Genomic DNA, 24,814 nt, shown 5'->3' with positions numbered 1-24,814 from the left:
GACTGACGCGTCTTCCGTTCCAGCGCTCGCCATGCATTAATGCGGCGAAACCGCCTTCAGCGAGTCCCTCCCATGATGTCCATGCAAGCCTACCTCGCCTTCGTCGCCGCCTGCATTGCGCTGGCGCTGCTGCCGGGGCCGATCGTCACCCTCGTCGTCGCCAATGGCCTGCGCCACGGCACGCGTGCGGCGCTCATCAACGTGGCCGGCGCGCAGGCCGGGCTTGCCATCGTCATCGGCATCGTTGCGATCGGCCTGACCTCGCTGATGGCGACCATGGGCTATTGGTTCGACTGGGTGCGCTTTGCCGGCGCCGCATATCTGATCTGGCTCGGCATCAAGCTGATCTGGGAGCCGGTCGAAGGTGTCGATGTCGACGCGCCGCCTCCGCCGCCGCGCGGCGGCTTCTTCCTGCAGGGATTCCTGGTGCTGCTGTCGAACCCCAAGGTGCTGGTGTTCTTCGGCGCTTTCATCCCGCAATTCATGGACATGAGCCAGCCGCATTTCCCGCAGGTCGCGCTGCTGGGTGCCACCTTCATGGTGACGGCGGTGATGACCGATGCGCTCTACGCGATTGCCGCCGGGCGCGCCCGAAAATTCTTCTCGGCGCGGCGCACGCGGATGGTGTCGCGCATCTCGGGCGGCTTCATGATCGGCGGCGGCATCTGGCTGGCACTGACGCGGGCGAAGTGACCGCTTAACTCATTCCCTGCTCGCGTAGCGCGGCCTCGATCTCGCGCAGGATCCGCGCCAGCCGCTCGGCCCATTGCTGCTGGCCGCCCTCGTCGGCGATCAGGTCCTGGCGGATCTCGATGCCGGTGTTGACGAGGCCGCGCGCCTCGCCGTGGATTGGAATCGTGTAGTCGGTGATGTCGCTCACCGCATAAGGCTGGTTGTCGCCCACGACGAGCGCGCTCTCGGCCCGCAAATGCTGCAGCATCAGAAGCGGCAGCACGGTGTCGCGGTGATAGAGCGTGCCGATGTGCCAGGGCCGCGGCTCGCCGTAAAAGACCGGCGTGAAGCTGTGCAGCGCCACCAGCACCGTCGGCCTGCCCGCCCTGATGCGCGCATCGATCGCAGCGCTAATCCGGCGGTGATAGGGATCGAAGATCTCGCGCCGGCGCATCTCCTTGGCCGCGGCCGACAGATCCTCATTGCCGGGGATGGCGGTCGCCTCGGAGATCACGGGAATCGAGCTTGCGACGCCGGGCGGGCGGTTGCAGTCGATCACCAGCCGCGAATAACGCTGCGCGATCAGATGCGCATCGAGCATCGCGGCGAGCCGCTCGGCGACACCGGCGATGCCGATGTCCCAGGCGATGTGCCTGACAAGATCGGTATCCGCGACGCCGAGATCGCCGAGCGCGCGCGGCAGCACCCGTCCGTAATGGTCCGCGGTGAGCAGGAACGGCGATGTCCCCGCCGCATTCACCTCATGCACGGGCGGAATGTCGCCCTCGCCGAGCAGCTGGTCGGTTGCGTCGGCTATATCCAAAGCCATCCTGATTTGCCTATGGAATGACAAACTGTGTAAACGGAGTAGCGGTATCGCACCGATGCCGCAACGTTGGAACGGCATGAGCTCGGATCGACTTTTCGTTTACGGCACCCTGATGCGCGGCTTCGACCACCCGATGGCGCGGCTGCTCGCCGGCCATGCGGAATTCATCAGTGAAGCCACCTGCCGCGGCCGGCTCGTTCTGGTGAAGCACTATCCGGGATTGCTGCTCTCCGAGGCGCCGTCGGACATCGTCCATGGCGAGTTGTTTCAGCTGCGCGTGCCGGACGAACTCTTGCGCGAGCTCGACATGTACGAGGCCTGCGGCGAGGGCTTTCCGGAGCCGACCGAATATCTGCGGCAGATGGTGGAGGTGACGTTGCCCGACGGCGCCAGCGAAAACGTGTGGACCTACGTCTACAATTGGCCCGTCACCGATCTGCCGATCATCGAGTCCGGGCACTTCCTCGATCGCTAAGCCGACAGCACTTCCTTGACCACGCGCACGTCGACCTCGCGCTCGACATAGGTCCACTCCTCGGTCCGCCGCAGCATCGCCACCAGCTCCTCGAACAGCGAGGCGTTCGCGGGCGCGAATTCGAACCAGGTCAGGAAATCGAAGGGGCCGCCGAGATCGCGGCAATGATAGAGCTGGCGCGCGATCGCGGGCAGGAAACGAAGACTGCTCGCGATGTGGTGCGACTTGTCCTCGAAGATCTTGCGGCGCTCTTCCTGGGTCAGCTCCCACCAGGCCTGCGACTTGCGGATCGGGATCAGCGCCGCGCTGGTGGCCTCCAGCCGGCCGAGGCCGGCCTGCACGGCGACGAGCTGCTGCTTCTCGGCCCGCTCGGTGTAGCGCAGGCTGCTGGCGACGCCGACCAGCCGCCAGGCATTGCGCGAGGGCACCAGCGGCAACGAGACGGCCTCGCTGTCGGTCACCGACAGCGCCGGCACGAAGGGCAGGGACTCGCCCGTCACAGGCGAGAGCGAGGTCACCCGCCAACCCCCGGTCTGGCCGCCCCGAAAGGTCCTGAACATGGCGGTATGGAAGCGTGGAACCGGGCGCGGTTCAAGTGGCTCGTCATTCCGGGGCGCGCGCAGCGCGAGCCCGGAATCCATTTCTCCCAGCATTCCAGTGGCTCGATGGATTCCGGGCTCGCCCCTTCGGGGCGCCCCGGAATGACGGAGGGCTGTGAACAGCGCGGATAAGCCCGACAAACCTGGCCTTTGACCGGGCCGTCCCTATATCCCTGATCCTTCGCCCGACTCAAACGCTCGGCTAAACTCGCCCCATGCGCTTCACGCCCCAGTTCCTCGACGAGCTTCGTGCCCGGCTTTCGGTCTCCGAGGTCGTGGGCAAGCGCGTCAAGCTGAAGAAGGCCGGGCGCGAGTGGAAGGGGCTGTCGCCGTTCCAGCAGGAGAAGACGCCGTCCTTCTACGTCAACGACCAGAAGGGTTTTTATCACGACTTCTCCTCGGGCAAGCACGGCGACATCATCAACTTCGTGATGGAGACCGACGGCCTGCCGTTCGCGGAAGCGGTGGAGCGGCTTGCAAATATGGCGGGCCTGCCGCTGCCGGCGGTGACGCCCAACGCCGCGCGCGAGGAGCAGCGGCGGCGCTCGCTGCATGACGTGATGGATCTCGCGGCGAAATTCTTCGCCGAGACGCTGGCCTCGCGCGTGGGCGCGAAAGCGCGCGGCTATCTCGCCGATCGCGCCATTTCGCCGGCGACGCAATTGCAGTTCCGCCTCGGCTATGCGCCGGGCGAAAGATTCGCACTGAAGGAGCATCTCGGCAAGCTCGGCGTCTCCGTCGAGGACATGGTCGAGACCGGTCTGTTGATCGGCGGCGACGACATCCCCGTTCCCTACGATCGCTTCCGCGATCGCGTGATGTTTCCGATCGCCGATCTGCGCGGCCGCGTCATCGCCTTCGGCGGGCGCGCGCTGGAGAAGGACGTTCCGGCCAAATACCTGAATTCGCCGGAGACGCCGCTCTTCCACAAGGGCGACAATCTCTACAACCACCAGACCGCGCGCAAAGCCACCCATGACGGCAGCCCACTGATCGTGGTCGAAGGCTATGTCGACGTCATCGCCATGGTCACCGCGGGCTTTGCCGGCAGCGTCGCGCCGCTCGGCACCGCGCTCACCGAAAGCCAGCTCGCGCTGCTCTGGAAGATGGCGGACGAGCCGATCCTCTGCTTCGACGGCGACCGCGCCGGACAGAAGGCGGCCTATCGTGCTGCGGACCTTGCCTTGCCGTTCCTCGCGCCCGGCAAGAGTCTTCGCTTTGCGCTGCTGCCGGAAGGGCAGGACCCCGATGATCTCGTGCGCTCGGGCGGGCACGGCGCGATCGAGGAGGTCATCGCCGCCGCCCGTCCGCTCGCCGACATGATCTGGTCGCGCGAGCTCGAGGGCGGCAATTTCGCCACGCCCGAGCGGCGCGCCGCGCTGGAGGCGCGCATCAGGGAGCTCACGAACGGCATCCGCGATGAGGTGGTGCGGCGCTATTATCGCGACGAATTCGTCGAGCGGCTGCAGCGCGCCTTCGCGCCCGAAGGCGGCCGCGGCTTTGGCGGCCGGGGCAATTTCCGCCCCGGTGGCGGCCGCCCGTTCCAGCCGCGAGGCGGGGCGAATCGATTCGGTGGACAAGGCTTCGGCGGCGGTCGCCGCGGCGCTCCGGGTCCGACCCCGCTGCCGTCCGGCCCCTACCAGGCGGCGAGCCCGCAGCTGGCGGCAAGCCCGATCCTGCGAGGCCAGCGCAGCGCCATCTCCCGCCGGGAGGCGCTGATCCTGCAATGCCTGATCAACCACCCCTGGCTGCTGCACGAGCATCTGGAGGAGGTCGCCGCCCTGGAGCTGGCCCATCCCGAGGCCCACAAGCTCAGGGCCGGCATCATCGACGCCTTCGCCAACGACCATCACCACTCGCCGGACCCCGGCGAGCAGGCAGAAAAGATGCGCGGCGACCTCGCAAAGGGCGGATTTTCTCAAACTCTTCAAAGGGTTGAGAATGTCATCACGACCCAGGCGGTGTGGGCCGCCCGCGAGGGCGCGGCGAGGGACGACGTTCTTGCCACCTGGCACCAGCTGGTTGCCTTGCATCGGCAATGGCATTCACTACTTAGAGAGCTGAAAGACGCCGAGCTGGCCTTGGGGGAGGATCCCAGCGAGGCCAATTTGGCGTGGCTGCGTGACGTCAAGGCTCGGATAGGTGAAGTCGACGGTACCGAGGCCCTGATCGAGGGTTTTGGCGAGCTGTCGGGCCGGCTCCAGAAGAGCATGTGATGAAAGAAACATGCGGACGGCCACGGCTGGAACCGCTAAAAGACTCGCCAAATCCTAGGTTTGGCGGCAAAAACAGGGTTAATCGAGGCTTAACGGTCTTGTAGCACTTTGGCCCAGAGGCGGCCGCAGGCATAACAGACGCGTCAGGAATGAATCCGCGCAATCGCTGTTGGCACTACACCTGCATCCGCCGCGACAAAGAGGCTGACGAAGCGTTAGGCAATTCCGGCGAGAGAGAGTTGGGGGTGGCGAGAGGTTTGTGCGCCGCCCTTTCCGTGTCGAGAGCTGCCGAAGCGAGAGCGTCGAGCAACAGGTTCATGTGAATTCACGCGAAGGCGCGGCGCGTCTCGCATGAAGCGCGTTTAGGAGCAATGGATGGCCACCAAGGCAAAGACGCTGCAGGCGAAGGACAAGGAAAAAGACGACAAGGCAGCGGATGCGCCGGAGAAGGATTCCCAGGACGCGCCCTCGCCCTTGCTCGACCTGTCCGACGCCGCCGTGAAGAAGATGATCAAGCAGGCCAAGAAGCGCGGCTTCGTGACCTTCGATCAGCTCAACGAAGTCTTGCCGTCCGACCAGACCTCGCCCGAACAGATCGAGGACATCATGTCGATGCTCTCGGACATGGGCATCAACGTCACCGAAGCCGACGACACCGAAGGCGAGGAAGAGAAGGACGAGGGCGACGACGAGACGGATAACGAGCTCGTCGAGGTCACTCAGAAGGCCGTCACCGAGGTCAAGAAGAGCGAGCCGGGCGAGCGCACCGACGATCCCGTGCGCATGTATCTGCGCGAGATGGGCACGGTCGAGCTGCTCTCGCGCGAGGGCGAAATCGCGATTGCGAAGCGCATCGAGGCCGGCCGCGAGGCGATGATCGCGGGCCTCTGCGAAAGCCCGCTGACCTTCCAGGCCATCATCATCTGGCGCGACGAGCTCAACGAGGGCAAGATCTTCCTCCGCGACATCATCGATCTCGAAGCCACCTATGCCGGCCCGGATGCCAAGGGCGGCATGAACGCCGCGATGATCGCAGGACCCAATGGCGAGGGCGGCGAAGCCTCGGCCGAGGGCGGCGAAGCCACCGCGTCCGCCGCTGCGCCCGCGCATGTCGCGCCGCCTGCCGCGCCCCCGTCGCCGACGCCGTTCCGCGCCGCGCCTGCGGCCGCCCCCGAGGGCGAGGAGAAGGATCCGGGCGAGGCCGCCGCCGAGTCCGACATGGACGACGACGAGTTCGAGAACCAGATGTCGCTCGCGGCGATCGAGGCCGAGCTCAAGCCGAAGGTGGTCGAGATCTTCGATCGCATCGCCGACAGCTACAAGAAGCTGCGCAAGCTTCAGGAGCAGGACATCCAGAACCAGCTCCAGAACGAGTCGCTCTCGCCGCATCAGGAGCGCAAGTACAAGAAGCTGAAGGACGAGATCATCGTCGAGGTGAAGTCGCTGCGCCTCAACCAGGCGCGCATCGATAGCCTCGTCGAGCAGCTCTACGACATCAACAAGCGCCTCGTCTCGCATGAGGGCCGCCTGATGCGCCTTGCCGACAGCCACGGTGTCGCCCGCGAGGATTTTCTGCGCAACTACACCGGCTCGGAGCTCGATCCGCGCTGGCTCAACCGCGTCTCGAAGCTGTCGGCCAAGGGCTGGAAGAACTTCGTCCACCACGAGAAGGACCGCATCAAGGACCTCCGCCACGAGGTCCATCAGCTCGCCGCGCTGACCGGCCTCGAGATCGTCGAGTTCCGCAAGATCGTGCACTCCGTGCAGAAGGGCGAGCGCGAGGCACGCCAGGCCAAGAAGGAGATGGTGGAAGCCAACCTCCGCCTCGTGATCTCGATCGCCAAGAAGTACACCAACCGCGGCCTGCAGTTCCTCGACCTGATCCAGGAAGGCAACATCGGCCTGATGAAGGCGGTCGACAAGTTCGAGTACCGCCGCGGCTACAAGTTCTCGACCTACGCCACCTGGTGGATCCGGCAGGCGATCACCCGCTCGATCGCCGACCAGGCCCGCACCATCCGCATCCCCGTGCACATGATCGAGACGATCAACAAGATCGTGCGCACCTCCCGCCAGATGCTCAACGAGATCGGCCGCGAGCCGACCCCGGAGGAGCTCGCCGAAAAGCTCGGCATGCCCTTGGAGAAGGTCCGCAAGGTCCTCAAGATCGCCAAGGAGCCGCTCTCGCTTGAGACGCCGGTCGGTGACGAGGAGGATTCGCATCTCGGCGATTTCATCGAGGACAAGAACGCGATCCTCCCCATCGACGCCGCGATCCAGTCCAACCTGCGCGAGACCACCACGCGCGTCCTCGCCTCTCTCACCCCGCGCGAAGAGCGCGTGCTGCGCATGCGCTTCGGCATCGGCATGAACACCGATCACACGCTGGAAGAGGTGGGTCAGCAGTTCTCGGTGACGCGCGAGCGTATCCGCCAGATCGAAGCGAAGGCGCTGCGGAAGCTGAAGCATCCGTCAAGGAGCCGGAAGCTGCGGAGCTTTTTGGATAATTGATCCGATTTCAATCAGAACGAAAACGGCGGGCCAACAGCCCGCCGTTTTTCTTTGACTCGGCTCTCGCCCCGTCATTGCGAGGAGCGCTTGCGACGAAGCAATCCACCAGGCGATTGCCCTACCCATGTCCGATTCCATTCCAACAGCAACAAAAGTGCGGACGGTGCCCGACTTCCGAGATGGGCCGAAAGCGGAAGTGCGGGTCCGGGGGGCGACTTTCCTTCTTCAAAGTGCGGGATTTCGATGCAGGTAGATCTTCTCGACTACCTTCACGCCAGCTTTGTTCAGCAGGTGGAAGGTTCGAGGCTACGCAGATAACCAGCTCAGTTCGATATGTTCACGTGAGACGTTCGACCGACCCATGGTGTGTCGGCGAGATCGGCTAAGCGGCCACGCTGCTATTTTGTGATCCGCCGGGTTGATGCGACAGTTCTGGTCGGCGCTATCGGCGATATTGAGAACGTCAGCCAAGTGTTCCAGCCAGCCGGCCGATTCTCCGCAGCGAACTCGCCATATCCCTTCAGATTCAAATACCCCTGCATATCGCCTACCGGAAATAGAAAGCCAATCTGCGGACCAACTGCGAAGACTCGGGACCGAAAGCCGCCTAGGGCGGGATGCTGGCCAACGTCATCAGTTATCTGCTGATAGGCATAACCAACGAGGCCGACGAAAGTTTGCTTTGACAGAAACTGCGAGGCTCCCCAGTCAACGTGAAGATCGATGCCGTTCTGGTACTGCGTATCCGGATTCTTGAAATTGTAGGTGAGGCCCGCCACCGCGGAAAACTCGTGGCCAGTTTGCGGATTGAAGTAGGTGTAGCCGGCGCCGCCGTCGATGGCGCCATGCCCGATGCCGAGATTGGCGAGACGGGACGAACTGTAAGCGCCGACGGGAACATCTCCGGTTACGTAGGTCATGAAGTTATGGACGCCTGCATTCCACTTGAGCGTCGCCTGCGGGTAGAGATCCCCGACTGACGTGATCGAGTCGCCGAAGCTGCCCGTGCGCGTCACGGCCAGGGGGCCGACAGTTGCGGTGAGCGTTCCTGCTAGATCAGCGCTCGATCGTCCGAACAGTCCTGTCACTCCGATGGCCAGTTGCCCGCCCAGCACGGGGGTTGCGAACGTGTATGTAGGATTGAGCAGGACGAGATCCCCTCGCCCATTCAGACGCAAGTTCAGATCGACGTTTACTGTTGCGGGGATTCTGCCGACGTGAATTTCCCTTGCGGCAGCCGCGGTGCCGAATGCACTTACGCTGGTGTGGTAGTAGACCGCTGCCATTGACCAGCCGGGGGCTTGAGGGGTGGCGGCAAGGCTGCTGAAGCGGCCAGGGAGCCAGTAGGAAACGCCACCTTCGTCGGCGTAAGCCGTGGCAGCAGGCACCGACAGCGTCATGACTGCCGAGGCAATGGCTGCATTCCTGAACGCAGAAGAGAGAGACGGCTTTGTCGCGCTCCGTCCAACGCGCTGTTTTCCTTTTCCAAGGTGAAGTGCCGACATCATGGCCTCCTGCATCGCGAATGCCGTGTCATTCGCCCCAGAAAACCCAAAGCGAGTACAGCGTGCTGTGGGGCATCTGGGAGCGGCCTAGCAATCATGCCGGCGCATGCGCGCCGGCATGATTGCCTGCTCTAGGCTCCAACTTTTCTGGCGGCCGGGACCGTCCATGTGCCGTTGATGATCGAGGGGTCCGTCTCCTGGGGCCAGTACATACGCAACATGAGGATGAAATCTCCCTCAGGCGCAGGTAGCCAGTTCGACTCCTTCTCTTTGCCGGGAGAGTCCTTCTGGATGTACAGATCAGTTGATCCGTCCGGATTCTCCTTCAAGTCTTCCCGAGCGCTGACGGAGTACCTGTTGAGCGGGTTCTTCACGAAGAAATAGCCGCTGTCGTACATCGTAAGCGACCAGAATCCCTCCGCTGGAGGCAAGTGACCTTTCGGAAATCGCATCACGTACTTGTTCGCGCCGCTGTACTTGTGACCGTCGGCGTCTTTTTGCGAGGTCGGATAGACGGCATCCTGCGGCCGGTTGGCACCAAGCCCGATCGCGGTTACCAAAGCCCGCATCAAATAGTCGGTGCCGTAGATGCCGGTCTTGGTCGTGAACGCGAACCCATTCTCGTCTTTGATGGCCTTGTTGATTTTGAACTGCAGCATGATCCGGTCGAACGACACCTCCGGCAGGCGCCTCAGAAAGTCTGCCTTCAGCTTACTCTCATCAAAATCCTGCCCTGGGACGATGCCGATGCGGGCAAACTTCGCAAGTTGAGGCGCGTCCGCGGCGTATGGCGGATTAGTCTTCATCAACTCGCAAAGCAGCTTGAAGTATGAGACCGCGTCCATGCGATTGACCTGCTCGCGGACCGCCGCCTTCATATCGATTGTTGGATCCACCTTCCCGGGGGCGGGCGTGTAGGCTTTGCCATAAGCGCTGAGCGGAACGAGCTTGCATTCGTCTTGCAACTTGTGCACCGCAGCGTAATCGTCCGCCGTGCCGGTGCAATAGATGCGGCCGAGCAGCCACACGATATTGGTGGCAGACTTGTACTCCTTGACACCCGCCGGCAGCGTGCCCTTCCAACCCGGCCCCGTGATCGCGTAGGTCTGCGCCCCGGTGCCGGTGGTGCGCTTACCTGGCACGTGAAACACGGTGGTCCAGCCGTCCAGCATCGGCATCAGGAAATAGCGGCCCTTCATGTCCGGAATGCTGAGTATCCACGGCTCCTTTCCGACGTCGAAGAAGGATGTCGTGTACAAGGTGTCGGCATTCGGTGCCGTCACATCCCTGAAGGAGGCATCGGGATACTGGCGCAGCTTGATGATGTGTCCCATCGGACCGCGCGTGCCGACGGGCTCGGCGACATTCGTGATGATCCGCCGGGTCATCTCCATCGTCACCAGCGGGTAGCCAAAGATGTAGGCGTCGCTGGCCAGCCAGAAATCCTCCAGGCCTTGTCCCACTCCGAAAAATGAATCCTGGGCAAGAGCCGGTCGTGTGGCGGCGGCTCCCGCGAGCAGCCCCATTCCGCCAAATGCAAGGGATCGACGGGTGATGTTCATCGCTAATCTCCTTCCTATAGAAAACCAGTCACGTGGATTCGCAGTTCACGCCTTTGTAACGGAGCCACTCGGGCGAACGGTTCAATAGCAGGGCGGATAGGGGTAGTAGCCGCAGCGCGGTGAGTAATAGGGATACGCCGCAGCCCCGGCCACAGCAGCGGCTCCTGCCACGGCAGCGCCGCGGTAGAACGCTCCGCGCCAGGCGGTGCGGCGAGCGACGCCGGCGAAAGACAACGGCGTCAACGGACGGCCAATGATATCGATAAAGACAGATGCCGGCCCGTCCGCCCCGGCGAGATCACCTTCGAGGAGATCGACGTCGAACGTCAGCTTATCACCCTCAAGCTTGGGGGATTTCAACACGACGACGGCATCCAACACCGACGATCCGTCTTTCTTGAATCCTGACACCGTGGCGTTGGGCGGGTCTTTAGCGAAGTTGTCGCTGCCATTGCCCCAGTCCTCGATAATCCGGGAGGTCAGATCATGCCCGGCGGCACGAACCGGCCGGTCGGCAAACACGATCGCATTCGGAGAAATTGCACTCAGCACCAGCTTACCCTCCTTCAGGCTCACCCCGCGTGAGTTGAGTACAAAAAGCGATGGGACCACTTCCGGCTTGGCCTGACCAATCGATTTCTCAAGCGGAATGTGCGGCTTGGGTTCGGCCTGAGATTGAGCAAGAAGCTTGTGCGGAATTGCAACTAAGCCAGCGGCGCAGACCGCAATCAAGGCAACGCGGATTGTCATGATGATCCTCTCCTTTGCAGGCTGGTCGTTCTTCCTCGAACAGCACGTGAGCAATTCGGAAGCGACAAGAGCGTCGCTAGTGGCGGCGGCATCTCTGCATTTCGCGCCAAATCACGCGGCGCGTCTTGCCATTTCGCGCCAATCGTCAGGAATCATTCAACGGGTTGGTGGGGTGAGAACGTCGGCGGACGAGCGACCGATCATGCTTGCGGCCGCGTTGCTGCCGCCGATAAACGATGGGTTGAATTTTCATCAAACGCACGAAAGCGCGGCTGAAGCTGCTGGCGTTCGTGTATCCTAGAAATTCTGCAATATCCGACAAGCGCTTACTCGTATCGGCCAGCAGGCGGCACGCAATCTCCAATCGGACTTCGTCGAGGATCTTGCTGTGGCTTGTGCCCATGCGTTCTAGATGACGCTGTAATGTGCGCCCGCTAATTCTGAGCGCATGCGCTGTGCTATCGAGGGTTGCGTCACCGTGCCGCAGTGATGCAACGATGGCGGTGCGGACCGCCGTGGATGAAGGCAAGCGGACGGCTCTCATCGTTTGACGTCAGGCCTGAAGCCTATGCTCCTACAGCGGAAAATCGATCCATAGGATTAGGGAAGCTGAGAGGCGCATCTGGCCATTGGGCGCCAAAATGTTCGTCGAATGGAATGAGCTGAGACTGCGATCCTCTGGAGGCATAGCCAGGCGACAAAAAGCACGCAAAGAGCCTTGCAGTCCTGATAATCTAAGCGTGTGACAGGCGTCGGCGCTCCCTGTTTAGGGAGTTGTCGTCCTGCGACGCCGCTCGTGCGCTGAATTAAGTGATCGAGACGCACCAATGCCAAAGATTCATTTGACGCGTTGTCAGCACCTCAGTCCCTTCGCTGACATTCTGGATAATCTCGGCGCGCCAACCGCTTCTTTACTGGAAAAGTATCTGCTGCCCGCTTCTCTGGAGGAAAAAGCCGATCATTACGTCCCGATTTTGCCTGCTATCGAATTTGCGGAGTTTGCCAGCCGGTCGCAAGGTATTGAAGATTTTGGATTCCACGCTGCTAAGTCGCTCAATTTCGGACACCTTAGTGAGAAGACCAGGTATCTAATCAGTCATTCTCCGACTTTGCTCGTCGCGCTGCACCAGGCCTGTAGATTAGCTTCGCTCGAAGATTCAAACTTGAGCAACTGGGTCGAGCGCCACGGCGACCATGTTCGCTATTGCAGCAAGCTAGCCGGCACTGCCGGACTTCAGCATCTCGAGCATTCACAATGGCTTCAGAACGTTTTCCCGATTTACATCGTCCGCCAATTCGCCGGACCGGACTGGGCTCCGGCAACTATCGCCTTTGAGGCGCGGTACACGCCGGGTCCGGCATGTCGGTCTTTCTGGCCGACGTCTCAATTCCTGTCTGGTCAAGAAGCTTCGTGGATCGACGTACCTGTTTCATTGCTGGGCCTTCCTAACAGATTGAAGCAAGCTCCTTCTCATCCGAAGAGCGACTTTGTCGAACATTCGAACTTTGACTTTATCCACGCACTTAAGCTGATGCTGCCATCCTACATGGACGAGCGGCCTCCGGCGCTGGCGGAAGTCGCGGAGATGGCGGGGGTCAGCGCACGCAGCCTTCAACGCAAGCTATCTCGCGCCGGGATGACATATTCGCGGCTGTTGGATACCGTGAGGTTTGAAAATGCCAGAAAGCTTTTGCGAGATACGGATTCCAAGATCATCGAGATTGCGTTTGCTTCGGGCTACGCAGATCCCGCCCATTTTACCCGTGCATTCCGCCGGGTTGCAGGCGTGACGCCCGGGCAATTCCGCGAGCAATGGAGGGCTCGATAGTCGAGTTGTCATTCGCTGCATCATGTCCGCTTCGGGGGCACAATGCGAAGAACTCAAGTTGAGCAAATCAGGTCTGCTCTGCCGCCCATCCCCACAGACGCATCTCTGGATTGCTTCGCTGCGCTCGCAATGACGGGGATAGGGCCGAACCCTGCTTCTTCTTCGCCTCCTTTCAATCCGCTCGATCTCCAGCGCCGACCTCCCACTCTTTTACGCGACTCTCGATCCTGCTCCCAATGAGGTTGCGCGCGGCTCGCCGCCGTCGAGGCTGCCGCGCAATTCGGCGGGCCGAGGTCGGGTCGTCCTTCTTTGTGCCTTTGTATCGGCAGCTTCAGCCGAAGGCGTTTATCTGGCTTTCTCTCGGACTATAATTCCGACGAGAAAGGCTCATTGATGCCACCCCACCTCACCGTCTACTACAACACCCGCTGCCCCGTCTGCGACGCCGGCATTGACTGGCAGCGCAACAAGCTGCTGGCGCTGGTGCGCGCGGGCACCGTCGAGTTCAGGGACATCAACGAGCAGCCTGATGCACTGGCGCACTTTGGCGCTTCGCTCGACGACATCAGGCGGCGCCTACACGCGACGGATGAGGCCGGGCGGCTCGTCGTCGGCGCTGATGTCGCGATTGCGCTGTGGCGGTTGACGCCGGGGCAGGGGTGGCTTGCGGTGCTGTTCGGCAATCGCGTGGCGCTGCCGATCACGCGGTTTGCCTATGACCGGTTTGCCGATCTGCTATTTGCCTGGAATAAATGGAGCGGGCGCTGGTGAACGCCCCGCTGTGCCCGCCTACTTCTTCTTCGCTCCCACCCGCTCGATCCGCTTGATCTCCAGCGCCGGGCGGCCGCTCTTTTCCGCGATCTCGCGGTCCTGTTCCATGATGAAGTTGCGGGCGGGTTCGTCGCCGTCGAGGCCGCCGAGCAGTTCGGAAGGGACGCGGCGGTTGGAGCGTTGGGAATCGTCTTCGTAGACGACGTTGAAGAAGGCGAATTCGCCTTTGGGGTTGGTTCCGGGTTTTTTGGCCATGGCGGCTTGTCCTCGATCAGGACGCCGCAGTCAAATGACTTTCGGGATTGTGACCTTCGCGATCGTCGCCACGCCCTTCAATAAACGGCGGGCCGAAGCCCGCCGTTTATCTTTTCAGCGTCGCCCGGGGCTGGCAGGGCGACAACCTAAAATAGAAGGCTATAGAAGGCGCGCCGCGATGGCAAGGTAAATCGTCGCGCGACGATGTCGCAGCAGGCGCATCAGATATGCAGCTGATGGATATCGCGATTTCCCACAATTTCGAAAATCAGATGCTTTGGATCCTCGAAGTACTTTGTTCATCTTGCTGCGCTCTCGGAAGGCAACGAGAGCGCGCGGGCGTCAGCGTCTGGAGTCTTGCGATGTTGGCACCATACCACTGTTTTGCCCGACGGTCAACGTCGATTCGGAAAAATCGCAAAGATCACATCAAGACTTCTACTGTGCATGGGGTTGTTTTTGCGGTTTTGTTTCGGCGCCGCCGCGCACGCTTCGCGCTGCGCGCCTCAATCTCGCCGGCGGTGCACCACCTCCTGCACGGCGAGCCGCGATCCCCGTCCGCCGCCTTTGTTGCTACGCTCCTTGCGTCCCTGCGCCATGATCGCGCTGCCCATCGCGGCCGAGCCGAAGGTGATGAGGAAGGAAGCGAGCAGCAGCACGAGCGCAATGGCAGGTGCGCGGTCGGCGAAGATCAGCTCCCGCAGATGCCCGGGATTGAGCCAGAGCAGGCCGCCGACCAATAGCATTGCGGCGCAGGCGCCGATCGCAAGATTGATGGCGAGCAGGCGAAATAGCGGGATGCGGAGGAGCGAGCGGGTTGATGGAGGCTGCTGGCGATTGGGCATGGCGATGACGTTCCCCTCACGCCGCCGGCGCGGCGCGCGCGGCCTGCTGTCGCTCCATCATGGTCTGCCACAACGTCGCGATGCTCTGTTGCGTCTGCGGCGCGATCAGGCAATGGCCCTCATTGTCGAAGCCGCAGAACCGCACGGAAGCGTCCTTCTTCACCTCGGTCAGCGCCTGGTTGATCATCTCGAGGCACGTCATGACCTCGCTGACGTCCGAGAGGCGCGTGTGATGCAGGAGGTCCATCAGGCGGAACGTCATCACCGCGGGGCGGCCGAAGCTGATGCCGGGGCGGCCGAGCTCGAACAGCACGTTCACGGCCGGAAGCACGCCGCGGATGTGCTCGAGCACGCCGGCCATGTCTTCCACGCTGCAGGCGACGAGGTGGGGGACTTGCGGCGGCGCGGCCGCCGGCGTCCGTGGCGCAAGGCCGAGCGCGGCGATCACCTCCTGCTCGATCCATTGCCGCACCGGGGCGGGCGCATTGCGGATCTGCTCGGCGGTCAAGGTAATTCCGGTCATGTGCGGTTCTCCTGCTCGGTCCAGTCTAGAAAGCATGGCGTGAGACGGTTTGATGCGGATCAAGCCTTGCTTCGAGCCTTGTCCTTCGAGCCTTGCGCTTTGACGCTCGTGGCGTTCCCGGGCATGATCCTCAGCGCTGCTTCGCGCTGGGATTCTTGGGGATTGCTCCACATGCTGAGACTGCTTCTCGCTGCCGCCTTTGTCGTGTCTCTGGCCGGCGGGTCGGCGCAGGCCGCCCGCTGCGGCGGCGACTTCAACAGTTTTGTCGCCAGCATGGCGCAGGAGGCTCAGGCCGCCGGCGTCTCGGCTGGCGTGACCAATGCGGCGCTCGGCGGCGTGACGCCCGACCCTGCGGTTCTCGCCTTCGACCGGCGCCAGCGCTACACCTTCAACAAGACCTTCGAGCAGTACGTCTCGACCCGGGTCGGCCCCGGCCGCGTCAATGGCGGGCGCGCGATGCTGCAGCGGCATGCCGCGCTGCTGTCGCGCATCGAGCAGAAGTTCGGCGTGCCCCGCTATATCCTGGTCGCGATCTGGGGGCTGGAGAGCGATTTCGGCAAGGGCGACACCGGCAAGCTGCCGGTGGTCCGCACGCTGGCGACGCTCGCGCATGATTGCCGCCGCACCGATCTGTTCCAGGGCGAGCTGCTCGCGGCGCTCAAGATCGTGCAGCGCGGTGACCTGCAGCTGCGCGACATGATCGGCGCCTATGCCGGCGAGATCGGCCAGACCCAGTTCCTGCCATCGTCCTACATCAAGTACGGCGTCGATTTCGACGGCGACGGCCATGTCGATCTCCGCCACAGCATCCCCGACGTGCTCGCCTCGACCGCGAACCTCCTGCACACGAGCGGCTTCAAGATGGGCCAGCCCTATGGCGAGGGAACGCCGAACTTCGAGGCGATGCGCGAGTGGAACAGGGCGGTGGTGTACCGCAAGACCATCGGCTATTTCGCCGATCGGCTGATGGGGCAGTGACCACATCATCGGTGTCATCACCCGCGAAGGCGGGTGATCCAGTATTCCAGAGCGGCGCGGCTAGAGCCGAGAAGCCACGGCGTACTGGATTCCCCGCCTTCGCGGGGAATGACAGCGGTGGGTGTGGAGGCCGTTGCGCTCCTGGCTACTTTTCTATCCCCTTCGCCATCTTCTCCAGCCGCCGCTGCAGCGGCGCCCAATACGTGCCCGGGCGGAAGCGCTGCAGCAGGTCCATGAAGCGAGCGTCGTTGCCGATCAGGATGCGCGGCTCGTTGCGCTCGATGCCCCTGATGATGCGCAGTGCCGCGTCCTTCGGCGAGGTCTTCGCCGCGTTCTCGAACCGTTCGATCGATTGCGCGCGGCGGGCATTGTCGGTGACGCCGACGCCGGTGCGGGCGTTGCGCGCGATCGCGGTGGCGATGCCGCCGGGATGCACGACCGACAGCTTCACCGAGCTGCCCGCGACGCTGAGCTCGTGCCGCACGCTCTCCGAGAAGCCGCGCACTGCGAACTTCGCCGCGGCATAGGCCGATTGGCCCGGCGGGGCGATGATGCCGAAGATCGAGGAGAGGTTGACGATGTGGGCCTCGCTCATCGTCTTCAGGTGCGGCAGGAAGGCGCGTGTGCCGTGCACCACGCCCCAGAAATTGATGTCGAACAGCCAGTCCATCTGGGCCTGGTCGATCTCCTCGAATGTGCCCATCAGCGCAACGCCGGCATTGTTGACGACGATGCCGAGGGAAGGATGCGCGGCGATGGCCTCGCTCGCGAACTGCGCGATGTCGCCGGCCTCGCCGACGTCGACGCGGTGCAGGCTGACCTTGCGCGTTGTTCCGATCTCCGCCGCGAGCGCCTTCAATCCACCCTCGTCGCGATCGGCCAGTGCGAGGTCGCAGCCGCGTTGCGCGAGCTCGATCGCCAGCGCCCGGCCGATGCCGCTCGCGGCTCCCGTGATGGCGGCGGCGCCCCGAATCGTCGTCATGAGTTCCCCCGTCAAGTCCCCGATGATGGAACTATGAATTACTTTTTTTTGAAATGAAACCGAACCCACGTCCGCCTGGGTTTTTAACATCCGTTATGAGGGCATGCATTGGGAGCCGCCGATGGGACAAGCGACGCCATTACGCGCGACAGCGCTGATCGTTGAAGACGACGCCATGCAGCGGGAGATGCTTTGCGTCCTCCTGGAGGAGAGCGGCTACCAGGTCATCCAGTGCGAAAGCGCCGAGGCCGCCGAGCGCGTGCTCGACAAGAACGCCGGCGCGCTCTGTCTGATGCTGACCGACGTCCAGCTGGCCGGCCGCATGAACGGTGTCGAGCTCGCGCATGTCGCCAAGGACCGCAATCCGAAGCTCGACGTCGTCGTCACCTCGGGCCGGCCCTTGAAGCAGGCCTTGCCCGACGGCGCCAAGTTCTGGGCCAAGCCCTGGGCGCCGCTCGACGTGCTGCGCGAGGCCGAGATCGCTCAGCTGTCCTGACGCGCCCGCTTTCTCGCAGCGCCCTGCGGTGATAAGGTCGGACCATGACCTGGTCCTTCCTGCTCACCTCGCTCATCGTCGTCGCTTCCCCCGGCACCGGCGTGCTCTACACGCTGGCCGCGGCGCTGACCCGCGGTTCGCGCGCCAGCGTGGCGGCCGCCTTCGGCTGCACGCTCGGCATCGTGCCGCACATGGCGGCGGCGATGCTCGGTCTTGCCGCCGTGCTCCACACCAGCGCGCTCGCCTTCGCCGCGCTGAAATGGTGCGGCGTCGCCTATCTGCTCTACATGTCCTGGCAGGCGCTGCGCGAGACTGGGGCGCTGGCGGTTGGCGGCGAGATCAGGGAAAGATCGAGCAGCCGTGTCATCGTCACCGGCTTCCTGATCAACATCCTCAATCCAAAACTGTCGATCTTCTTTCTCGCCTTCCTGCCGCAATTCATCGCGGCGGACGAGGCCCATGTGCTGGCGCGCATGCTGGAATTGAGCGGCGCCTTCATGGCGATGACGTTCGCGGTGTTCGTCCTCTACGGCCTCTGCGCCGCCGCGGTGCGCGAGCGCGTCATCTCCCGCCCGGCCGTCATGGCCTGGCTGCGCCGCTCCTTTGCCGCCGGCTTCGCCGCGCTCGGCGCCAAGCTGGCGTTGTCGGAAAGGTAGGTCTTCGTCACCTCTCGAAAGGTCTCGTCATGCCGGGGCTTGTCCCGGGCATCCACGCTCTTCGGACTGTGCGGCAAGGCGTGGATGGCCGGGACAAGCCCGGCCATGACGCTGTTAGAGCGGGTACACTTCGAACTCTCGCACAATAAAAAAGCGGGCCTTGCGCCCGCCACCTTCGATCGACCCGACGCCCGGGCGGAGCTCACTCCACCCGGGCAAAGAAACAGAAGCCTCGTTACTTCTTCTTCGCCTTCTTGGCCTTTTTCGCCTTCTTCTTCGCCGCCTTCTTCGCTTTCTTAGCCATAGTATCCTCTCAAGGGTTAATGGTGGAACGCGACACGAGGGTGCTCGGCGGAGGGCCAGCCTCGCAACATCCTCGACGACAAACTCAGCAGATTCGGAGCCGGCTGCCCCGCGTCGTCACATCCGTGTCATCCTGTTATCCACAGCTCAGATGCACTTTCGGGTGATTTTTGGCGCGAATCCGCTCTACGCGTCAGCACGGCCATCGGCCGCGGCAGCCTTAACGATCCGGCAATAGCCGCGTGCCGTTCATGAATCCAAAACCAAGGGCGCGTTTTCGCGAGCCGCAGTGAGACTCCATTAAGCGCAACCATCGCATTGTCTTCCGCAAGAAAACGGGGATGGGTCATGGACGGACGGCTGCCGGGATCGGGGGGCGGGACGCTGCGCGTGCTGTACGCGTCATGCTGAACGTACCGACATTGTGGACGGTCTTCGTCGTCAACTTCCTGGCGCTCGGCGTGATCTGGGCCTACGTGACGCGTTCCTATCCGAATTTCGCGGCTGCGCGGTTCTGGATGGCATCGGCCTTCGTCGGTGCCGCCGGCGCGATGACGGCCTTGATCCGTCTGTTCGTCGCCTCTCCCCTGCCGCTGCTGCTCGGCGCCGGCGGTGTCATCGCTGCGAGCTGCCTTGCCGCCATGGGAATTCAGCGCTTCTACGACCGGCCGGTCTCGTGGCGCCTGATGACCGCGACGGGGTGCTTGAGCCTTGTCGGCGTCGTGCTCTTCATGGTCGGATTCGAGCACATGCAGCTGCGCATGCTCAGCTACACGTTCGGTCAGGCCCTGCCGCTGATGCTGGCGCTGCGTCTGTTGTTGTCGCCGGAAGGCCGCGTCAGTCCGGGCGCCAAGCTGTCCGGCATCGTCATCCTCAGCATCATCGCGATCCTGCTCGTGCGCACCGTGGGCAATCTGCTCGGCTACGATCTCTCGGCGCGCGCCGGCGGCCAGGCCCATGCGATCATGGTGCTCGGGCTGCTGTTCCTGTCGATGACGCTCAATTTCGGTTTCCTGCTGATGGCGATGGACCGGTTGCGGGGCGAGGTTGCCGACCTCGCGTTGCTCGACGATCTCACCGGCGTTGCCAACCGGCGGCATCTCTTGCAGCGCCTGACCGAGGAATGCGCCCGTTCGGGGCGCAGCGGTGAGCCGTTCTCGCTGCTGCTGATCGACCTCGACGGCTTCAAGACCATCAACGACACCCATGGCCATGCCGCCGGCGATGCCTGCCTCAAGCACTTCACTCTGATGGCGCAGACGCGCCTGCGGCCCGGCGACATGCTCGCCCGCACCGGTGGCGACGAGTTCTGCATCGTGCTGCCGTCCTCGTCGCTGCGCGAGGCTGCCGCGATCGCCCGCCGCGTGCTTGAGGTCTGCCGGCAGGATGCCGTCAGCTGCAGCGGCCGCGACATTCCGATCGCGATCTCGATCGGGGTTGCGGAGTGGGATCGCGGCATCGGGGAATTCCCGGACCGCCTGATGGCCAATGCCGACCATGCCCTCTATGCGGCCAAGAAGAACGGCAAGAACGATTTTGCGGTCTATGACCCCACCCCGCCGTTATCGCCCGAGTCTGTCGGGACGGTGAGGACATTCGCGTAAAGCCTGTTAGGCTTGGGTCGCATTGGACCCTGCATGATGATATTTCGCCTGCTCGCGGCCGTGTTGGCCGCTCTCCTTCCGATCTTCCCCGCCGCTGCTGCGGATGCCGAGCTCGCCAGGCTCGCGCGCGCCTCCGGCACGCCCGACATCCCCGGCTTGAAGATCGTCTGGCTGGCGCCGTGGGGCGACCTCGCTAGCGCAAGATCCTGGCGCAACATCATCGTGCACCAGACCGAGGGACCGGCGGGCTCTGCCCGCGGCGGCGCGCAGGCCCAGGCGAAGAACCCGACGCGGCGCGGCGTCACGGTCTGGGTCGAGACCGACGGCACGGTCTATTGGGCGGTCGCCGAGAACCTCGTGCCGACCCACAGCGACGGCGCCAACCGCAACGACAACAAGTACATCGACAACCGTCCGACCTACCGCCAGGTGGTGCGCGACAATTCGATCGGCGTCGAGTTCGCCGGCAATTATCCCGACGTGACGGCGGGGCCGACCGAGGCACAGGTCGCGGCGTGGAGGATCCTCGTGAAAGTGCTGCGCGCGCGCTACGACATCCCGCTCGAGCGGGTCTACGCGCACAACTGGATCGACTACAAGGACGCCCGCTATTGCGAAGGCTGCACGCTCGCGACGATGGCAAGGCAATGGGGGGAGTAGGCGGTGTGCCCACACGCACCGCTATCGGGCGCAGTTCGCATCACACCAACAAAAAAGCCGGCGTTGCCGCCGGCTTTTCGTCTCTTTCGATCCGCCAATCTCTGGCGCTGAGCCGCCGCGCTTAATGCGCGGCTTCCAGCGCGGCCTGTTCGGCCTTTGCGATCGTGCCCTTGACCGCGGACTGCACCTTCTCGAAGGCGCGGACCTCGATCTGGCGGACGCGCTCGCGCGACACGCCGAACTCGGCAGCAAGGTCTTCCAGCGTCATCGGCTCATCGGCGAGGCGGCGGGCCTCGAAGATGCGGCGTTCGCGCGGGTTGAGCACGCCCATGGCGCCGTTCAGCGCGTCACGGCGGTGATCATACTCCTCGTGCTCCGCCATCATGGCTTCCTGGTTGGGCGTGTTGTCGACCAGCCAGTCCTGCCATTCGCCGGCTTCGCCGTCGTCGCGGATCGGTGCGTTGAGCGACGCGTCGCCGCCGAGGCGGCGGTTCATGTCGATCACGTCCTGATCGGTGACGCCGAGGCGCTTGGCGATCAACTTGACTTGGTCGGGGCGGAGATCGCCTTCGTCCAGTGCGTTGATCTTGCTCTTCGCCTTGCGCAGGTTGAAGAACAGCTTCTTCTGGTTCGCGGTGGTGCCCATCTTCACGAGCGACCACGAACGGAGGATGTACTCTTGAATCGACGCCTTGATCCACCACATGGCGTAGGTGGCGAGACGGAATCCCTTCTCGGGTTCGAATCGCTTCACCGCCTGCATCAGGCCGACATTGCCTTCCGAGACGACCTCGGAGATCGGCAGGCCGTAGCCGCGATAGCCCATGGCGATCTTGGCCACGAGGCGGAGATGGCTGGTGACGAGTTGGTGTGCCGCGTCGCGATCGTCATGCTCACGCCAACGCTTGGCGAGCATGTACTCCTCCTGCGGTTCCAGCATCGGGAATTTGCGGATCTCGGCGAGGTAGCGAGAAAGGCCGGATTCTCCATTGAGGACCGGCAAAGCAGCGGTACGGGCCATAGTGCGCCCTCCAAAAGGTTCAGGCCCCCGATAGCGGCGGGCCAGGCAGACGACCGCTGTGTTAAAGCCGGCCGTAGCTGCGATGTTCCGCGTTGGTCATTTCAACGCAGACGCAATATACCCCATCGGGGGTCAAAAAGGGAAGGATTGCTGACGTCACGTCCCCGTGTGGCAGCTATAACTTTTTGTAATGTAAAGGCTTTCTGAAGCGGCCTGCGTCATAGCGCCGCCTTGAGCGCACGTTCCAGGAGAAGCAAATCCTCCGGCAAAGGCGCCTCCCAGTGCAGTAATTCTTCCGTCCTCGGGTGCTCCAATACCAGCAGGTAAGCATGTAAGGCCTGCCGCCCCAGCGCCGCCAAAGCTGCCTGCGACTCGGGGCCGAGCTGGTTGGCCTTGGTCTTGAAATGCGGGCCATAGACGGCATCGCCCATCAGCGGGTGGCCGATATGGGCGAGATGGACGCGGATCTGATGGGTGCGGCCGGTCTCGAGCTCGCAGGCGAGCAGGGCGGCGACGCCCTTGCCGTCGCGTCCATGAAAGCTCTCCAGGATTTCCCAATGCGTCACCGCCTCGCGGCCACCCTGGCGTACGGCCATCTTCTCGCGTGCATGCGGATGCCGGTCGATCGGCGCATCGACGGTGCCGCGGTGCCGGTTCGGCACGCCCCAGGCGAATGCCATGTAGCCGCGCCGCATCGCGCCGGTGCGGCCGTGATCGGCGAATTGCGCCGTCAATGAAGCGTGGGCGAGATCGTTCTTGGCAACCACCATCAGCCCCGTCGTGTCCTTGTCGAGCCGGTGCACGATCCCGGGCCGGCGCACTCCGCCGATGCCGGAGAGCGAGGCGCCGCAATGGGCGATCAGCGCATTCACCAAGGTGCCGGTCTCGTGGCCGGCCGCGGGGTGCACGACGAGGCCCTTGGGCTTGTTGAGGACGACGATGTCGTCGTCCTCGAACACGATATCGACGGCGATGTCCTCCCCCTTGGGCTCGGCGGGCGCCGCTTCCGGCACGTCGATTATGATCGTATCGCCGGATGCGACGTGATAAGCGGGGTCGCGGACCGCGGAGGCCTTCAGGTGCACTGCGCCCGCCAGGATCAGGGCTTTCAGCCTCGATCGCGACAGCTCCGGCAGGCGCGCCGCCAGCACGCGGTCGAGCCGGGCCGAGCCCTCGGAGCCTTCGACCACAACCTCCAACCTTTGCGCTGACCCAGGGCTTTCCATGACGACGTCTGATACCGCTGTTCCCGAACCGACCCCCGAGCAGGCCGCGCTGTTCGCGCGGGTGCGGCGGATGATGCTGATCGCGGGGTTGACCACGGCGCTGGCGTTCTGCGCCGTGCTGATCGCGGTGGGCTACCGCCTTTTCAAGTCTGAGGGAAGGGCGGTCGAAGCGGCAAGCGATGTCACTGCCACCCTGCCCAAGGGCGCCAGAATCGTCTCGACCGGGGTCGCCGGCGACCGCCTCGTAGTGACGCTGGATCTCGGCGGAATCATCGAGATCCGCACCTTCGATGCCCATACCCTGAAGTCGGCCGGACGGCTGAAATTCGCCAATGAGCCGTAAAACGCCCCTCGGGGTCCTTGCGGCGGACAAATTTCGAGGCTATTGGCTAGCCCTCACGCTCCCTTCGTCTAGCGGTTAGGACGCGGCCCTCTCAAGGCTGAAACAGGGGTTCGATTCCCCTAGGGAGCGCCATAAATTTCAATGACTTAGGTCTGTTATAGCAAAGTCGTCGAATATCCGTTGAATAAGCGCCGGCGAACGTTGGCGAACTTCGCCGCGCCAATCAGTAAGCCCAGCCGCAGCTTATTTTCGCTTCCATCGCTTACTAAGTTCGCCCTGTTCTGCCGTACATTGAGATCGTCACGAGCACCTGCTGTAGGGATCATCAGACCGCGCTAGTCACTTTAGAATCAGGCGTGAAACTCTGCTTGATGAAGGTGCCAGTTTCATCGACCAAAAGGCTGAAGCGGCCACCGTCGATCGCCTGTTCGATCTCCTGCTGTGTCTTCCCCGCGACTCGTATCTGCTTCACGCTTTCGCCGAGCGAGTCGCGCAGCAGGCGTCCTCGCAGCGCAAAGTTGAGTTCACCCAACTCGAAGCGATCTGGCATCACGGCCTTTTCGGTAATCGTCTCGTTCCCCATGTCGCACTCGGTATAAAAACGTGGGCGGTGTTTCAGGCTCAGATTCATGAAGGCAAAGTCAACCATGACCTCGCGCGCTTGGAGCTCTGACAACGATCCTTCGATTTTCTCAAGTTTTGGCATCGCGCCATTTATCGCTCCGCATGCGTCATTGAACGTTGTGACCAGCGCAACATTTCCGAGCCTGAGAAGCATGGTCTGGGCGTCGAATACATCCCCATAGTCGAACTCCTCACGCCATCCTTCGGTCTTCGCTGCAAAAGCTCCCAGCGAGGTCGTGTCCCCGGTGATGGTGTAGCTCGGTAGAGCAAAGCCGTCCGCACGCGCGCCCTCCCATGGCGCCGTAGCGGGCGGGCGGCTTTGCGGTGGTCACCGGCAGTTCGCCGGTAGGGTCGGGTTGCTGACACCAACCTGATTCGAGGAACCACCGATGACCGATGAGATGATGAACCTCCGCTCGCTCGTGGAGAAGACCCCCGATGCGGATCTGCTGCGCGAGATGATCGGCTTTGCTGCCCAGCGCCTGATGGAGCTGGAAGTGGAAGGCCAGACCGGGGCCGCCTACGGCGAGAAGAACCCCGAGCGTCTGGCGCAGCGCAACGGCTACCGCGACCGGACCT

At 63.1% G+C, this 24,814-nt stretch carries 26 protein-coding genes and 1 tRNA gene; 14 read left to right on the top strand and 13 right to left on the bottom strand.

The annotated features are described in order from the left end of the window. Positions 1–72 precede the first annotated feature (72 nt). Positions 73–693, top strand: coding sequence for a LysE family translocator (locus GA0061099_RS21420; RefSeq protein WP_081493057.1), 621 nt, complete (start codon positions 73–75; stop codon positions 691–693). Between the two features lie 4 nt (positions 694–697). On the opposite strand, the gene GA0061099_RS21415 is transcribed toward GA0061099_RS21420, so the two are convergent. Further along, on the bottom strand, positions 698–1,501 hold the full coding sequence (locus GA0061099_RS21415) for an N-formylglutamate amidohydrolase (protein ID WP_036030348.1): 804 nt from the start codon (positions 1,499–1,501) through the stop codon (positions 698–700). Positions 1,502–1,577: 76 nt separating this feature from the next. Between GA0061099_RS21415 and GA0061099_RS21410 the strand changes: the two genes are divergently transcribed. Next, positions 1,578–1,976 (top strand): gamma-glutamylcyclotransferase family protein, encoded by a 399-nt coding sequence (locus tag GA0061099_RS21410; RefSeq protein ID WP_036030361.1) that lies wholly within the window; start codon positions 1,578–1,580, stop codon positions 1,974–1,976. Here the strand turns inward: GA0061099_RS21410 and GA0061099_RS21405 are convergent. Continuing rightward, positions 1,973–2,536: a chlorite dismutase family protein gene (locus tag GA0061099_RS21405; RefSeq protein ID WP_036009569.1), complete on the bottom strand. Its 564-nt coding sequence runs from the start codon at positions 2,534–2,536 to the stop codon at positions 1,973–1,975. The two genes, GA0061099_RS21410 and GA0061099_RS21405, sit on opposite strands and share 4 nt — an antisense overlap. Before the next feature lie 254 nt (positions 2,537–2,790). Here GA0061099_RS21405 and dnaG point away from each other — a divergent pair, with 254 nt between their 5' ends. Both dnaG and rpoD read left to right on the top strand, forming a co-directional pair. After that, positions 2,791–4,791 carry a DNA primase gene (dnaG, locus tag GA0061099_RS21400; protein ID WP_074448036.1) on the top strand — a complete coding sequence of 667 codons (2,001 nt, stop codon included), beginning with the start codon at positions 2,791–2,793 and terminating at the stop codon, positions 4,789–4,791. 375 nt (positions 4,792–5,166) lie between these two features. Further along, complete coding sequence (rpoD, locus tag GA0061099_RS21395) at positions 5,167–7,302, top strand: RNA polymerase sigma factor RpoD (RefSeq protein WP_036009578.1); 2,136 nt, start codon at positions 5,167–5,169, stop codon at positions 7,300–7,302. Positions 7,303–7,700: 398 nt separating this feature from the next. Here rpoD and GA0061099_RS21390 read toward each other — a convergent pair whose 3' ends face one another. The 4 genes from GA0061099_RS21390 to GA0061099_RS42130 all read right to left on the bottom strand — a co-directional run bounded on the left by GA0061099_RS21390 (position 7,701) and on the right by GA0061099_RS42130 (position 11,522). Further along, positions 7,701–8,702, bottom strand: coding sequence for a SphA family protein (locus tag GA0061099_RS21390; RefSeq protein ID WP_036030370.1), 1,002 nt, complete (start codon positions 8,700–8,702; stop codon positions 7,701–7,703). Positions 8,703–8,938: 236 nt separating this feature from the next. Further along, a complete protein-coding gene (locus tag GA0061099_RS21385; RefSeq protein WP_036030373.1) occupies positions 8,939–10,369 on the bottom strand; it encodes a DUF1254 domain-containing protein in 1,431 nt (476 codons plus the stop codon). Between the two features lie 81 nt (positions 10,370–10,450). After that, positions 10,451–11,119 carry a hypothetical protein gene (locus GA0061099_RS21380; protein WP_225144267.1) on the bottom strand — a complete coding sequence of 223 codons (669 nt, stop codon included), beginning with the start codon at positions 11,117–11,119 and terminating at the stop codon, positions 10,451–10,453. A 145-nt stretch (positions 11,120–11,264) separates the two neighbouring features. Beyond that, complete coding sequence (locus GA0061099_RS42130) at positions 11,265–11,522, bottom strand: helix-turn-helix domain-containing protein (RefSeq protein ID WP_244429400.1); 258 nt, start codon at positions 11,520–11,522, stop codon at positions 11,265–11,267. A 424-nt stretch (positions 11,523–11,946) separates the two neighbouring features. Here GA0061099_RS42130 and GA0061099_RS21370 point away from each other — a divergent pair, with 424 nt between their 5' ends. Together GA0061099_RS21370 and GA0061099_RS21365 are read left to right on the top strand one after the other, a co-directional pair. Continuing rightward, a complete protein-coding gene (locus GA0061099_RS21370) occupies positions 11,947–12,948 on the top strand; it encodes a helix-turn-helix transcriptional regulator (protein WP_074448034.1) in 1,002 nt (333 codons plus the stop codon). Positions 12,949–13,341: 393 nt separating this feature from the next. Continuing rightward, a complete protein-coding gene (locus tag GA0061099_RS21365) occupies positions 13,342–13,719 on the top strand; it encodes a thiol-disulfide oxidoreductase DCC family protein (protein ID WP_036009586.1) in 378 nt (125 codons plus the stop codon). Between the two features lie 18 nt (positions 13,720–13,737). Here GA0061099_RS21365 and GA0061099_RS21360 read toward each other — a convergent pair whose 3' ends face one another. The 3 genes from GA0061099_RS21360 to GA0061099_RS21350 form a co-directional block, all read right to left on the bottom strand. Then, positions 13,738–13,974, bottom strand: a complete 237-nt coding sequence (locus GA0061099_RS21360; RefSeq protein ID WP_036009587.1) for a hypothetical protein — start codon at positions 13,972–13,974, stop codon at positions 13,738–13,740. Positions 13,975–14,480: 506 nt separating this feature from the next. Continuing rightward, positions 14,481–14,819 carry a hypothetical protein gene (locus tag GA0061099_RS21355; protein ID WP_036030379.1) on the bottom strand — a complete coding sequence of 113 codons (339 nt, stop codon included), beginning with the start codon at positions 14,817–14,819 and terminating at the stop codon, positions 14,481–14,483. 16 nt (positions 14,820–14,835) lie between these two features. Beyond that, positions 14,836–15,342, bottom strand: coding sequence for a hypothetical protein (locus GA0061099_RS21350; protein ID WP_036030382.1), 507 nt, complete (start codon positions 15,340–15,342; stop codon positions 14,836–14,838). Between the two features lie 171 nt (positions 15,343–15,513). Here GA0061099_RS21350 and GA0061099_RS21345 point away from each other — a divergent pair, with 171 nt between their 5' ends. Then, on the top strand, positions 15,514–16,320 hold the full coding sequence (locus GA0061099_RS21345; protein WP_036030385.1) for a lytic murein transglycosylase: 807 nt from the start codon (positions 15,514–15,516) through the stop codon (positions 16,318–16,320). Positions 16,321–16,465: 145 nt separating this feature from the next. Here the strand turns inward: GA0061099_RS21345 and GA0061099_RS21340 are convergent, their stop codons facing one another. After that, positions 16,466–17,302, bottom strand: coding sequence for an SDR family NAD(P)-dependent oxidoreductase (locus tag GA0061099_RS21340; RefSeq protein WP_036030388.1), 837 nt, complete (start codon positions 17,300–17,302; stop codon positions 16,466–16,468). Between the two features lie 121 nt (positions 17,303–17,423). On the opposite strand from GA0061099_RS21340, the gene GA0061099_RS21335 reads away from it, so the two are divergent. The 4 genes from GA0061099_RS21335 (at position 17,424) to GA0061099_RS21320 (ending at position 21,021) form a co-directional block, all read left to right on the top strand. Next, positions 17,424–17,798 (top strand): response regulator, encoded by a 375-nt coding sequence (locus tag GA0061099_RS21335; RefSeq protein ID WP_036009616.1) that lies wholly within the window; start codon positions 17,424–17,426, stop codon positions 17,796–17,798. A gap of 44 nt (positions 17,799–17,842) precedes the next feature. Next, positions 17,843–18,454 (top strand): LysE family translocator, encoded by a 612-nt coding sequence (locus GA0061099_RS21330; RefSeq protein ID WP_036030390.1) that lies wholly within the window; start codon positions 17,843–17,845, stop codon positions 18,452–18,454. 707 nt (positions 18,455–19,161) lie between these two features. Continuing rightward, on the top strand, positions 19,162–20,361 hold the full coding sequence (locus GA0061099_RS21325; RefSeq protein ID WP_036030394.1) for a GGDEF domain-containing protein: 1,200 nt from the start codon (positions 19,162–19,164) through the stop codon (positions 20,359–20,361). Between the two features lie 33 nt (positions 20,362–20,394). Continuing rightward, positions 20,395–21,021, top strand: coding sequence for a peptidoglycan recognition protein family protein (locus GA0061099_RS21320; RefSeq protein WP_036030397.1), 627 nt, complete (start codon positions 20,395–20,397; stop codon positions 21,019–21,021). Between the two features lie 121 nt (positions 21,022–21,142). On the opposite strand, the gene rpoH is transcribed toward GA0061099_RS21320, so the two are convergent. Both rpoH and GA0061099_RS21310 read right to left on the bottom strand, forming a co-directional pair. Beyond that, on the bottom strand, positions 21,143–22,042 hold the full coding sequence (gene rpoH, locus GA0061099_RS21315; protein WP_036009602.1) for an RNA polymerase sigma factor RpoH: 900 nt from the start codon (positions 22,040–22,042) through the stop codon (positions 21,143–21,145). Between the two features lie 218 nt (positions 22,043–22,260). Then, on the bottom strand, positions 22,261–23,268 hold the full coding sequence (locus GA0061099_RS21310) for an RluA family pseudouridine synthase (RefSeq protein WP_036030400.1): 1,008 nt from the start codon (positions 23,266–23,268) through the stop codon (positions 22,261–22,263). On the opposite strand from GA0061099_RS21310, the gene GA0061099_RS21305 reads away from it, so the two are divergent. Together GA0061099_RS21305 and GA0061099_RS21300 are read left to right on the top strand one after the other, a co-directional pair. Then, positions 23,267–23,611, top strand: coding sequence for a hypothetical protein (locus tag GA0061099_RS21305; RefSeq protein ID WP_036009606.1), 345 nt, complete (start codon positions 23,267–23,269; stop codon positions 23,609–23,611). The two genes, GA0061099_RS21310 and GA0061099_RS21305, sit on opposite strands and share 2 nt — an antisense overlap. 57 nt (positions 23,612–23,668) lie before the next feature. Next, positions 23,669–23,743: transfer RNA gene (locus tag GA0061099_RS21300), tRNA-Glu, on the top strand. A gap of 193 nt (positions 23,744–23,936) precedes the next feature. Here GA0061099_RS21300 and GA0061099_RS21295 read toward each other — a convergent pair. Then, positions 23,937–24,389, bottom strand: a complete 453-nt coding sequence (locus tag GA0061099_RS21295) for a hypothetical protein (protein ID WP_074448033.1) — start codon at positions 24,387–24,389, stop codon at positions 23,937–23,939. Between the two features lie 235 nt (positions 24,390–24,624). Here GA0061099_RS21295 and GA0061099_RS21290 point away from each other — a divergent pair. After that, positions 24,625–24,814: transposase (locus GA0061099_RS21290; protein WP_208604914.1), on the top strand; the 190-nt coding region annotated here is incomplete at its 3' end.

Origin of the sequence: Bradyrhizobium yuanmingense, from assembly GCF_900094575.1 — a bacterium.
Lineage (GTDB): Bacteria > Pseudomonadota > Alphaproteobacteria > Rhizobiales > Xanthobacteraceae > Bradyrhizobium > Bradyrhizobium yuanmingense.
The sequence above is the reverse complement of the archived record's forward strand: the minus strand, read 5'-3'. Positions and strand labels throughout refer to the sequence as shown.